Origin of the sequence: Pseudomonas fluorescens (assembly GCF_002022275.1) — a bacterium.
GTDB lineage: Bacteria > Pseudomonadota > Gammaproteobacteria > Pseudomonadales > Pseudomonadaceae > Aquipseudomonas > Aquipseudomonas fluorescens_AJ.
The window spans coordinates 287183-298930 of sequence record NZ_MSDF01000013.1 but is presented as its reverse complement, the minus strand read 5'-3'; the positions used below and the strand labels follow the sequence as shown (position 1 = coordinate 298930).

At 62.5% G+C, this 11748-nt stretch carries 6 protein-coding genes; 5 read left to right on the top strand and 1 reads right to left on the bottom strand.

Going from position 1 to position 11748, the window contains the following annotated elements; genetic code table 11:
- The first annotated feature begins 59 nt into the window (after nt 1–59).
- From BFW87_RS07870 to BFW87_RS07855, 4 genes are read left to right on the top strand one after another with little or no spacing between them, the layout of a single operon-like run.
- A complete protein-coding gene (locus tag BFW87_RS07870; protein WP_078739347.1) occupies nt 60–1502 on the top strand; it encodes an OmpA family protein in 1443 nt (480 codons plus the stop codon).
- An 18-nt stretch (nt 1503–1520) separates the two neighbouring features.
- A complete protein-coding gene (locus BFW87_RS07865; RefSeq protein ID WP_078739346.1) occupies nt 1521–3047 on the top strand; it encodes a hypothetical protein in 1527 nt (508 codons plus the stop codon).
- On the top strand, nt 3048–3878 hold the full coding sequence (locus BFW87_RS07860; RefSeq protein WP_078739345.1) for a hypothetical protein: 831 nt from the start codon (nt 3048–3050) through the stop codon (nt 3876–3878).
- Between the two features lie 57 nt (nt 3879–3935).
- Nucleotides 3936–6065, top strand: a complete 2130-nt coding sequence (locus tag BFW87_RS07855) for a mechanosensitive ion channel family protein (RefSeq protein ID WP_078739344.1) — start codon at nt 3936–3938, stop codon at nt 6063–6065.
- A gap of 111 nt (nt 6066–6176) precedes the next feature.
- On the opposite strand, the gene BFW87_RS07850 is transcribed toward BFW87_RS07855, so the two are convergent.
- A complete protein-coding gene (locus BFW87_RS07850; protein WP_078739343.1) occupies nt 6177–10424 on the bottom strand; it encodes a DEAD/DEAH box helicase in 4248 nt (1415 codons plus the stop codon).
- A 167-nt stretch (nt 10425–10591) separates the two neighbouring features.
- Between BFW87_RS07850 and BFW87_RS07845 the strand changes: the two genes are divergently transcribed.
- Nucleotides 10592–11476 (top strand): sugar nucleotide-binding protein, encoded by an 885-nt coding sequence (locus BFW87_RS07845; RefSeq protein WP_078739342.1) that lies wholly within the window; start codon nt 10592–10594, stop codon nt 11474–11476.
- Nucleotides 11477–11748 lie beyond the last annotated feature (272 nt).

Sequence of the window (11748 nt, the reverse complement as noted above, 5' to 3'; positions counted from 1 at the left end):
GGCGCTTTTGGCGTTGGCAGTGGGGTCGGCGGCTCTTTTTCAAGGCCGGAACCCGCCCAATGACTACCTCCCTTGCTCGAAATATCAGCCTGCTCGCGGGTGCAATAGCGCTCAGTGGCTGCGCGACACTTAATGACGCCGGCAAAAACTACGGCACGGCGCTCGGCTGTGCAGGTGGCGCGATACTCGGCGCCGGTTTGACCTACGCGATCACCGGCGATGCCAAAAAGGCCATCATCGGTGGTGGTGTTGGTGGCGCCGCCGGCTGTGTGGCCGGCAACCTGTGGCAGAACCGTTTGCAGGAACTGGAGCGCGTCGCCCGCGAAGAACACCTGAATATCCAGGTGCAAACGTTGCAGAGCCAGGACGTTGCCACCGGCACTGCGCGAGCGCCTGCGCCGACAGACGCGGGGATCGTCGCTCAGGTTCAGGACGAAGGCATGTTCGCCACCGGCAGCGCGCAGTTGAGCGTCGATGGCCAGCGGCAGGTGCGCAAGCTGGCGGCGGCCTTTGCGCCAAAACCGGGGCAGAATTCTCAGGCTGCGATTCTCGTCGTGGGTCACACCGATGGCACCGGCAGCGCGGCGACCAATCAGCGGTTGTCCGAGCAGCGTGCGCGTGCGATCGCGTCGATCCTTGCCGAACAGGGTATTGCCGCGCAGCGCATGTTTTTCCAGGGCGCGGGCGCTTCCCGGCCGATCGCCGACAACAGCGACAGCCAGCAGCGCGGCAAGAACCGCCGGGTTGAAATCGTTGAGGTCACCGACCGCAACATGCTGGTCAAGCGTGTCAACGCAGAACAGAACAACACCAAATACTTGGCGCACGGCACCTCCACCGAGCCTGCGCGCACGGTTACCACCACCTCCAAAAGCAAACCTGCCGTCGCGTCCAAAGCCGCGAGCGAGAGCAAACCCACCGACTCGGGCACCGCCCTGGTGGATTTCGGCGGCCAATCGGCCAGTGACACCGCCTGGACACTCGGCCAGGCCATCGCGCCGAAAAAGGCCGGCTTTGCCCTCGTGTCCAGTGCTCACGCCAGCGACCTGCCGTCCAGCAGTTGCGAGGCAGACCGCCCGCGTGAAAGCGGCAAGGTGTTCAACCTCGCCAGCGGGCAAGCGCTGGAGACACAAACCACCACCGAGTACCTGCCGGGGTACAACAACCGCGTGTGGGCCAACCTGGTCAACGGCCACTTGGTGACGCTGTCGCCGGTCTCGATCCTGCGCGATGGCGCGAGCGTCGATCGCCAACCCTTCATTGAAGTGGTCAAGGGCTACGACCAGGGCAATCGCAAGTCGATCAAAAGCAAAGCCGTGGCCAACACCTATGAAGGTGAGGACCTGGTGCTTTATCGCGTATTCACCCAGGACCCCAAGGCACCGGTGTCGTGTATCGACGTGGTGTTCAGCAAGAAAAATTCCGAAGCCACTGACGGTGCGTTGTTCTACCCGCGCAGCCGTGAAGCCTTCACCACCCGTTTCGTGCCGATTCGCGCGTAAGCCTCAAGGAAATACACCATGGAAGAGTTCAGCTTCAATGCGCTGACGGCCCTGCTTTGGGCCAACAAACTGATCACCGGGCTTGTGCTCTCCACGCTGCTGGCGGCCATTTTGATTCAAGCGTATTGGGACAAGGTCGGGTATTTCGTCATGCGTGTGTGGCATGGCGTTCCGCTGATCGGCAAGGTCGCGCGCCTGTCCAGGCAGAGCCTGATGCTCGACTCCCACGGCTGGCCGAAATCGGAAAGCGAGCTGTGCGACGCCTACTATTCGCGCTATGAAAAGATCGGCGCGAAAAACGTCGAGTTCTTCAACAAGAGCGAGTCCTACCTGCGCACCATCGGCGAGCGCGGGCGCCGCGAACGGCCGTTCTGGGTGTTTGCGCTGATCTTCATGCTCATCATGTTCGAGGCCGTGGGTTTTGCTTACGTGCTGGTGCCGTTCATCAACCAGAACCTGTCGGCCAACGATCAAAGCTGGATGGGTTGGCTGTTCGCATTCCTGCTGGCCGTCGCCTCGGCGATCCTGGCCGAAGTGACCGGCCGCGCCGCCCACAAGAATGCGCTGATCAGCAAAGCGCGCCACTGGTGGGAAAACGACGCCGACAGCAATCGTCCGTCCCAGCTCAAAGAGCTGCCGGGCATTGGCATCAAAGACACCGACAGTGACAAAGGCGGCAAGGATTACGACCGCATCCTGGCGCGCATCAATACCAACCACACGGTGACCCCGAGCCGTGGCTGGATGATCACCACCGGCATCTGGATTGCGATCATTGCGATTGCGGCGTTCGGCATCCGCACCATGCAGCTCAAAAGCATCGAGACCGAAATGGTCGGCAGCCCGCATGCGTTTGCCCAGCAGAATTACGATTCGGCCAGCCCGTTTGAATTGCCAGCCGATTCCGCGGCGATCAACGATCAGGCCGACAAGCAAACCCTCACCGACAAGATGGACGCGATCCGCAAGGCTTCGCTGATTACCTTCATCGTACTGTCGGTGATCTATATCGCGATTCAGATCACCAGCATCTGGCTGGCGTCGATCTTCGGCTTTGCCGGTGTCGAGTCCAAGACCGCCTGGGAGCACACTCACAAGTTCTCCAGCGGTGAAGCCCTGGAAAACTCGATGCAAAGCGAGCGTGTGGACATTGCGTCCCATGCCGATCACAAGTTGAGCAAGTTGCAACTCAAGCTGGCCGGGCGGTCGACCACCAACGCTCAGCAACAGGCGGCGTTGACCAGTGCGCATAACCGCAACTTCGAGACCTACCTGGCCCGCAAGCAGGCGTTGCCGGCAACTCCGGACGTTGCGGCCAAGCCGGTCAGTGCAGCTGCCGCGACCATTTCGCCTGAAGTGGCGGCGCCGGTTCAGCCTGTGGTGTCGTCGACAAACCTCGATGCCCTGCGCGGCAAGGACCTGACCGCCTACAGCGAAGAACAACTGGCAACCATCAGCCGCGTCAAAGGCCATGCGCTGGAAGACCTGCTGGCGCTGCGTGCCGAGCAGCAGTTGCTCAAAGACTTTGATGCGACAGGTGCCTGAATGACCAAGCCAGGCTTTTTTTGTGCCCTGTTGCTGGCGCCTCTGATGGCGGTGGCCGGTGAGCGCAACGACGTTCCGGACTGCTACGCCTTCGCCAAGGTCGGGGAGTTTCGTCCGGTTGAGACGGGCCGCGAGCTGACGGTGATCATCGATCAGACGATCCCCATGCCCGAGGTCATTCAGAAAGCAACTTGGGCGCAGGTGCAACGTTTCGTCCAGCCGGGTGACAAGGTGCGGCTGTACAGTTTCTCGGCCTTTGTGCCGGGGCAGTACATGCAGCTGCGCTTTGCCGGCGCGCTCAATCGAGGGATCGATGAGAAGGTTCGCAACGGCGTCGGCATGCAATCGCTGCGCACCTTCGATACCTGCCTGGGCGAGCAGCGCAGCTTTTTCAACAAGACCCTGGGCAAGGTGTTTGTGACCACGCTGCGCGAAGCGTCCGAAGATATTGCGCGTAGCGAAATCTTCCATTCATTGCGCGAGATCGGCAAAGACCTGGGCCAGCAGCCCGCCCAGGAACGCGTGGTGTTATTGGTCTCCGACATGCTGGAAAACAGTGATTTCGGCAGCTTCTACGCCAACAACCGCATCCGTGACCTGCAGCCCGCGGCTGAACTGAAACGCGTCGCCGACAAAGGCTTGTTCGCTGACCTGCAAGGTGCGCGGGTGTATGTGACGGGGGCTGCGCTGCTGACAGAGGACGTCAAGCAGGCCTATCGCTCCGGCAAGACCATTCAGGCGCTCGAGGACTTCTGGAAAGGCTGGTTTGCCGGTTCCAACGCGCAATTGGTGGCATTTGGAGCGCCAAGCCTGAATGTTGACTTGAAGTGAACCATCGAAGCTCAAACCCGTCAGTTCCTTACAGACCTTCTGAAGGAGCCCGGTGTTTTGCTGAACTCAAAGACCGCATTACTGCTCGGCGCGCTGCTGTTGTTCGGCAACGGCGCCTTGCACGCCGCGACTGCACCGGCAGCTGCGGCACCGGCACCGGCTGCCACGCCAGCGCCCGCCGCCAAGCCTGAGTTGCTGGTGGAAGGCGGCCTGCTCGGCGCCATCAGTTCCAGCATCGACGACGTCCAGGACAAACTCGACCTCAATCAAAACCTGATCGATGCCTGGCGCTTGCGTGCCGATCGTGCGGCGGATGAGGTGGGGCGGCTGGTGGACCAGACCGCCGAGCGCTCGCCGTGGAGCGTGGCCGGTGACTTCCTGTTGCTGTCGGGGGTGTGGATCGGCGCCTTTGCAGTGTTGACCTTGCTCGGGCGCTTTCTTGTTCAGCGTCTGAGTCGACGCACCTTTGTCGAACAGCGCAGGCGCTTGCAAGGGGTACTCGGCTATGTGGTGCCCTACACGATTCCTGCGCTGATCTGCCTGCCGCTGACGCTGTATGTCAGCCATTTCCTGCCCACCTCGGTGGGCCGCGCGCTGGCGCTGTGTTTCGCTTATGCGACCAGCAGTGGCATCTTTTCCACCTCAATGCTGTTGTGCGTCATCGTGATGTTCAACGTGGGCCACAAGCGCCCGGCCGTGCAGATTATTCGCGACTACTGCCCCAAGCCGCTGTTCCTGATCGGCTTTCTCGCGGCCCTCAGTGACGCCCTGACCAGCCCGCAAATCGCCCGCCAACTGGGTGGCAACATCACCAGCAGCATCGCCGTCTTTACCGGGCTGTTCGCAGCAGTGATTTTCGGCATGCTGGTGATTCGCCTGCGGCGTCCGGTCGCGCACCTGATCCGCAACCGGCCACTGAATCAGCGCCTTAAACACCCGGCATTGCAGCAATCGCTGCGAATCTTTTCCGGCCTGTGGTACTGGCCGATTTTGTTGATGGTACTGGTCTCGGCCATCAACCTGATTGGCGCCGGCGACGATAACCAGAAGGCCCTGCGCTGCGCGTTGTTCACCACTATTCTGTTGATCGGCACGGTGTTTCTCAGCACGGTGTTGCAACACCTGTTCAAGTCCCGCAGCCAGGTGGCGATGCAACGCAGCAGCGCCTACAAGGAACGTTTCCTCAGCTTGCTGCACGCGATTCTGCGGATTGTGATGGCCGTTGCGTTTATCGAGGTCCTGGGCCGTATCTGGGGGGTGTCGCTGTTCGAGTTCGCCCAGCGCAACTCGGTGGGCCGCGCCATCAGCGATTCCCTGAGCAGCATCGGCCTGATCCTGTTGATGACCTGGCTGTTCTGGGTGGTGCTCGACACGGCGATCCAGGAAGCGCTGAAACCGCCAGTGAATAAACGCTCCAGCCGCCAGCCGAGCACCCGCGTCAAAACCATCCTGCCACTGCTGCGCAATGCGGTGAAAATTATCCTGGTGGTGATCTGCGCGATCACCACCATGGCCAACCTCGGCATCAACGTCGCGCCCCTGCTCGCCGGTGCCGGTGTGGTCGGCCTGGCCATTGGTTTCGGCTCGCAGCAACTGGTGCAGGACGTGATCACCGGCCTGTTCATCATCATTGAAGACACGCTGTCGATTGGCGACTGGGTGGTGCTCGACTCCGGCCATGCCGGCACCGTTGAAGGCCTGACCATTCGCACCCTGCGCCTGCGTGACGGCAAGGGCTTTGTGCATTCGGTGCCGTTCGGGCAGATCAAGGCGGTCACCAACCAGTCGCGGCAATTTGCCTACGCATTTTTCTCGGTGCAGTTCACGTATGACACCGATGTGGACAAGGCCGTGGAGCTGATCCGTGACGCGGGCCAGTCGATCCGCGATGACGTATTCCTCAAGTACAACCTGCAAGGGCCGCTGGAGGTGTTTGGCGTCGACAAGATGGACCTCAACGGCGTCGTACTCACGGCGCAGTTCCGTACCGTGTCGGGCGGGCAATACGCCGTAAGTCGTGCGTTTAACCAGCGTTTGAAAAAGCTTGTGGATAACTGTGACGAGGTGCACTTCGCGCAGACTTATCCACAGCAGGTGTTGCTGCCCAAGCGCACCGCGCAGGTGGATGAGCCGGATGAAGAGGTGCCGGCGTCGGTGGTGTTGACCGAACAGCCCAGGCCTCAATAATCAGGGGGCTGTACGGGCGTCATCGCAGGCAAGCCAGCTCTCACAGTGGGAATGCGTTCCATGTGGGAGCCGGGCTTGCCCGCGATGAGGCCGGTGAGGTCAATACAAATTTCAGTGCCTGATCAACTTCTCCTGCACCGCCAACTGATCCACCTCCACCCAAATCTGCTGCTTGCCTGCGACCATCACCGCCGCCAGCAATCCATCCCGATACACCACCCGGTTCCCGCTTACCGCCGGCACTTTGTCCCCTGGCAACAGCGTACCCACCAGATTCAACGGATCCGCCCCACACACCGCAACCAGACTGCCGTCATGGGGCCGCCGCCGAACTTCACGCAGCAACGGAATCGCCTCTGGCAGCGCAAACTGTTCTCCCGCCAGCCCACTCACAAACCGCCCGCCGCGAATCTCCCCGCGCGCCTCCAGCCGATGGAACGTGCGCAACAATTCACGCCAGCTCGGCAACCAGTCCGCCTCACGCGCAAGCAAGCGCCAGAACACCACGCCGTAGCGGCGCAGCAAGGTCATTGCGACATGCTCCAGGGTCTCGGCCGAGTGCGGGCCGGCGGCGGTGGGTGAACGCCGAACCAGCGCCCAACGCCCGGCATCGTCCATGCCGCCGATAAACGCGCCGCGCCCACGTCGGCTGCTGCGTGCCTGGCGTTTGCTGGCAGGCGTGGTCAGGGCGCGCAGGCCGGCGAAGCTGTCGGCATTCACCAACCCGGCGCCAACCAATTCCTGCAGGGCGGTTTCCAATTCGCTGCGCAGCAGATGCGCCTCGTGCATCAACTCATCGAAAAACAGCGCACCCTGATCGCGCAGGGCCTGGTGGACTTTCTGCGCCTTGGGCGACAGTGTCGAGCTGTCCGTGAGTTCAGTCAGCCCGCTCCACAACGCCACCTGGCTGCGCGGCAGTAACACCACCGGCGTGCTGCGCAAGGCCATTGCGCTGGCCTTGTGGCTCAGGCGCGTCCACACCAGCTTGCCGCTGCGGCACAGCTCGTCGAGCCAGGTGGATGAGTAATCCTTGACCCGCGCGCCAAGCAGGTCGCTGTCCCAGGCCGAAGTGGCGGCGGCATAGCCTTCGAATTGCGCAACGATCTGCGCCAACATGCCGCTGCCCTGGCCGCGCGTGCCGGCGGACAGGTGCTGCCAATCAAACAGAAAGCGCATGAAGTCCTGCAGCACCACCGGCTCGATTTCCCGACGCAGACGCTTCACCGTGTAGCGATGAATGCGCGCCAGCAGGTGTCGCTCGCACCATTCTTCAGTGCTGGCGCCAGGTGTGAAATAGCCGCGCATCACGTAGCCTTCCTGCTCCAGGCGGGCGAGGGCCTGGGTCACGTCCGCCACCGGCAGGGCCAGCGGCGCAGCAATCTCGATCAAGGTCAGCGGGCCGAAGCCACCGAGGCGCGCGCGCAACACTTCTGTGATCGCCTCATCAAAAGTCCACGGCTCATCGAAGCCGGGCAGCAGCGGCAAGCCGTTGGGGTAGATCGCCTGCAAGCAACTCAAACGTTCCACGGCGACCCACAGGCCGCTGCTCAATTGATAGGCGCGGCCACCCTTGGCCAGCACGTGCAGCCATTGCGCCCATTGCGGCGTGACTTCACTGGCGGCGATACACGCCAGGCTCATCAGCGCTTCGTGCATTTCATCCAGGCCATGGGGTGCCGGCCAGGCTTCTTCGCGCACCCCGGCGATGGCGTCGAGGTCCAGTGCGCCGAGGTCGTCAGTGCTTTGCGGGTCGCTCCAGCGGCGGTTGAGCACGGCCTGGGTGCGGCGTTCTTCCAGCGGTGCGTCGTCGAGAAAGGTGTAGGGGCGCGCGCTGAGAATTTCCGCGGCCATGGGTGAGGGCGCGGGCAGGTCGCGGCTGATCAGGCGCACCTCGCCGCGCTCGATGCGTCGCAGCAGGGCCAGCCAGCCGTCGCTGTCCATGGCTTCGTGCAGGCAATCGTCGAGGGTCTGTTCCACCAGCGGGTGCTCGGGCACTTCGCGTTCGCCGGCGAGGTTTTCCAGGCAGGCGATCTGGTCGGGAAAGACGCTGGCGATCAGGTCTTCGCTTTTCATGCGCTGGACCTGCGGCGCTACTTTGCGCCCGCCGGTAAAGCGCGGCAATGCCAGCGCCACACCGGCGTTCCAGCGCCAGCGCACACCGAACAGCGGCGCATCGAGTACGGCCTGGATCAGGAGGTGTTCGGCGCTGTGGCTGTTGAGGTAACGCCAGACTTCATCGAGCTCAAAACTGTGGCTGGTCGACAGCGACAACACGATTGCATTTTCGCTGGCCGCCGCCTGCAATTCAAAGTTGAACGTGCGGCAAAAACGCTTGCGCAGCGCCAGGCCCCAGGCACGATTGATACGGCTGCCGAACGGCGTGTGAATGATCAGTTGAGTGCCACCGGAGGCGTCGAAAAACCGCTCCATGATCAACGTGTCCCAAGACGGCAAAGCGCTGAGAGCCAGGCGGGTACGGGCCAGGTAATCGAGGATTTGCTCAGCGCTGGCGCGGTTCAGGCCGAGGGTTTCGGTGAGCCAGTCTTGCGCGCCTTGCAGGTCGCCGGGCGTGGCGCCCAGCAGTGCGTCCAACTGCCCCTGAAACCGCGCCAACGCCGCCGACAATTCGTTGCTGCGCCCCGGCGCTTCGCCGAGCCAGAACGGGATGGTCGGCGGCTGGCCATGGGCGTCTTCAACCCGCACTTTGCCGGCCTCCACGCGCAAGATCCGGTAGGAGGTATTGCCGAGCTGGAAGATATCCCCGGCGATGCTCTCTACCGCGAAGTCTTCGTTGACGCTGCCGATGTTCAGGCTCTGAGGTTCGAGCAGCACGCTGTAGTCGGCGTTGTCAGGGATGGTGCCGCCGCTGGTCACGGCGGTCAGCCTGGCACCCCGGCGGCCGCGCAGGGTGTGGGTCACGGCGTCGCGGTGCAAGTAGGCGCTGCGGATGCCCTGGCGACCGTTGTAGCCGTCCGAGAGCATTCGCAGCAGCGCCTGATAGTGCCGTTCATCCAGATCGGCGTAAGGTGAAGCGCGGCGGATGAGCGCGAGCAGCGCCTGTTCCGGCCATTCCCGGGTGCTGACCTCGGCAATGATCTGCTGGGCCAGCACGTCCAGCGGCGCGACGGGGATGTGCAGGGTGTCGAGTTCACCCCGGCGCACGCAATCGAGCAGGGCGGCGCATTCGATCAAGTCATCGCGGGTGGTGGCGAACAAGCGCCCCTTGGGCGTGCCGCCGACCTGGTGGCCGGAGCGTCCGACCCGTTGCAGAAAGCCGTTGATGGAGCCCGGCGAGCCGATCTGACAGACCAGGTCCACCTCGCCGATATCAATCCCCAGCTCCAGCGACGCGGTGGCGATCAACACTTGCAACTCGCCGGCCTTGAGGCGTTGCTCGGCGTCCAGGCGCATTTCCTTGGCGAGGCTGCCGTGGTGGGCGGCGACACAGGGTTTGCCCAGGCGTTCGCTCAAGTGCCGCGCCAGGCGCTCGGCCAGCCGCCGCGTGTTGACGAACACCAACGTGGTGCGATGTTCGCGTGCCAGGGCCGCGAGGCGGTCGTAGACCAATTCCCATACGTCGTTGGCCATCACCGCGGAGAGCGGCACCGGCGGCACTTCGATGTCCAGGTCGCGCGGGCGGGCGTGGCCGATATCAACAATCGCGCAGTCACGGCCGGTGCCCACCAGAAAGCGCGATACCGCATGGATGGGCTTTTGCGTGGCCGAGAGGCCGATGCGCGTCAACGGCTCGGCACACAGGCCTTGCAGGCGCTCCAGGCTCAGCGCCAGGTGACTGCCGCGCTTGCCCGCTGCGATGGCGTGGATTTCATCGACGATCACCGTGCGCACGCTGGCGAGCATCTGCCGGCCGGAGTCTGAACCCAGCAGCACATAGAGTGATTCCGGGGTCGTCACAAGGATATGCGGCGGGCGTTTGCGCATCAGCGCACGGTCTTTTTGCGGGGTGTCGCCAGTGCGCACAGCGGTGCGGATGACCAGCGGCGGCAACCCTTGGCGTTGCAACTGCTCGGTGATCCCGGCCAGCGGGTTTTGCAGGTTGATCTGGATATCGTTCGAGAGCGCCTTGAGCGGCGACACGTAGACCACCAGCGTCTCATCCGGCAGTTGCCCGCCGTGGGCCAGGCCTTGGTGGACCAGGTCATCGAGCACCGCGAGAAAGGCCGTCAGCGTTTTACCGGAGCCGGTGGGCGCGGCGATCAGGGTTGAGCGGCGCTGACGGATCAACGGCCACGCCCGGGCCTGTGCGCCGGTCACCGCAGGGAATGTACTGCCGAACCAGGCGCTGACGGCAGGGTGGAAACCGTTCAAGGCCGTGTCGGTGGATTCAGGAAGGTTCATCCAGTGATTGATAACCCCAGCTTCAACAAGTTGCAATCGCGCACTTTATCCGTGACGGTTGCGCTACAAACCCGCAAAATGCAACGATTCTGGCAACTACCTACGGCTGGCTTCACTCGCCTGCCGACAATAACCATCGTTCCAAACAGACCGGGCCTGCTCAATCTATGCGAATGCGCCTTATGTTACTGGGCGGCGGGAATGCCCTCGGGCAGGCGCTGATTCGCCTCGGTGCAGAGGAAGACATCGGTTTCCTCGCACCCAAACCGCCCCAAGACGGCTGGGATGCCGCGAGCCTCACCCAATTGCTCGACGACACCCGTCCCGATGCGTTGATCAACCTCGCCTACTATTTCGACTGGTTTCAGGCCGAAGCTGTCAGCGAAACTCGCCTGGCAAGCCAGGAATACGCCATCGAGCGCTTGGCCGAACTGTGCCAGCACCACAACATCACCCTGGTGCAACCGTCCAGCTACCGTGTGTTCGACGGCTCCCGTGCCACCGCCTACAGCGAGAAAGACGAGCCCGTCCCCCTCGGCCTGCGCGGCCAGGCGTTGTGGCGCATCGAACAGAGCGTGCGCGCTACTTGCCCGCAACATGTGTTGCTGCGCTTTGGCTGGTTGCTCGATGACAGTGTCGACGGCACCCTTGGGCGCTTTCTGGCCCGGGCGGAAAAACCCGATGAATTGCTGATGGCGGATGACCGTCGCGGTAATCCGACGCCGGTGGACGATGCGGCGCGGGTGATCATTTCGGTGCTCAAGCAGCTCGATTGCGCGGCGCCGTTGTGGGGCACCTACCACTACGCCGGGCATGAGGCGACCACGCCTGTCGCGTTGGGCCAGGCGATCCTCACCGAAGCGCGCAACTTCCACCCGCTGGCGATCGAATCGCCCACCGCCCAAGCCCACGCTGCCCGGCCGGATGCGGCGGATGAACCGCAACATGCGGTGCTGGCCTGCAAGAAAATCCTGCACACCTTTGGCATCAAGCCACGGGCGTGGCGGGCCGGGTTGCCGGCGTTGCTGGATCGGTTTTACCGTCATAGTTAAATCGCCACTTTTTTCAACGGTGGGCGGCAACGCCCATCTTTGAATCTATCCCCGCACTTGTCGCTCACTGCGTTTATTTAGCTGCGCTTACCAATAAGTCAGCTGCACTGATTTATAACGTGTGGGCGGTTCGTATTCCATGAAGGCATGCCAAACTCACTCAAATGTCATTTGCACTTAACAGCTGCGCTTAATAGATTGCCTGCATACCAAAAACCTGTATGCCTATGGACACTATCAATGACACTTGCACACAATAACTTGTCATCCCA

Coding starts and splice junctions, on each gene's coding strand:
- BFW87_RS07870 (WP_078739347.1), top strand. CDS start 60: ATGACTACCTCCCTTGCTCGAAATATCAGCCTGCTCGCGGGTGCAATA.
- BFW87_RS07865 (WP_078739346.1), top strand. CDS start 1,521: ATGGAAGAGTTCAGCTTCAATGCGCTGACGGCCCTGCTTTGGGCCAAC.
- BFW87_RS07860 (WP_078739345.1), top strand. CDS start 3,048: ATGACCAAGCCAGGCTTTTTTTGTGCCCTGTTGCTGGCGCCTCTGATG.
- BFW87_RS07850 (WP_078739343.1), bottom strand. CDS start 10,424: ATGAACCTTCCTGAATCCACCGACACGGCCTTGAACGGTTTCCACCCT.
- BFW87_RS07845 (WP_078739342.1), top strand. CDS start 10,592: ATGCGAATGCGCCTTATGTTACTGGGCGGCGGGAATGCCCTCGGGCAG.